The organism is Candidatus Hakubella thermalkaliphila, from assembly GCF_013281975.1.
In the GTDB taxonomy this organism is placed as follows: domain Bacteria; phylum Actinomycetota; class Humimicrobiia; order Hakubellales; family Hakubellaceae; genus Hakubella; species Hakubella thermalkaliphila.
Window position 1 is genome coordinate 1 of record NZ_BLRZ01000509.1, and the last position, 501, is coordinate 501.

Here is a 501-nt window from a genome sequence, read left to right on the forward strand (position 1 = left end):
AAATGTCATAATTTCACCTTTTCTATCTGTTTTAATGTGTACTCTATTTTATCCTTATACCAGAAATTAGATGGAAATTTTAGGACAGGTTTATTATCGGTTCTTACCAGTTCCGCTGGCACTAAAAGCATCTGTGTTCTTAGAGTTTTAAGCGTCATGTTTTTGAACTCTGCCGGCAAGTATAGACGCTTGAACCAATTCATTAGATTGTAAGCAAACAAAAGGAGATGGAAATAAGCCTCATTGGCTGCAAAGTGTCTTGTGGGAATCTTTGCTAATGGATAATCTTCTTTGAGTTCTTTGATGATAAGCTCTACTGCGGCCCTGCCATTATAAAACTTCTAGGCGATTTATAGTCTTTAGTTTTAAATTCGTCACAATGACCTGCGTAGCTGTATTTGCCCATTGTGAACAGTGTTAATTGGTCTGTAGCGTAAACCTTTCTGTGTAAAATCTTGCAGTAAAAAAATACAGGGTGTATTCTCAATAAGTTTGGCTAAA

At 36.1% G+C, this 501-nt stretch carries 1 pseudogene; it reads right to left on the reverse strand.

Annotation, left to right across the window (positions count from 1 at the left end):
* Positions 1–5: 5 nt before the first annotated feature.
* Positions 6–329 (reverse strand): annotated as a pseudogene (locus HW443_RS14285) (transposase); the annotation flags it as partial.
* Positions 330–501 lie beyond the last annotated feature (172 nt).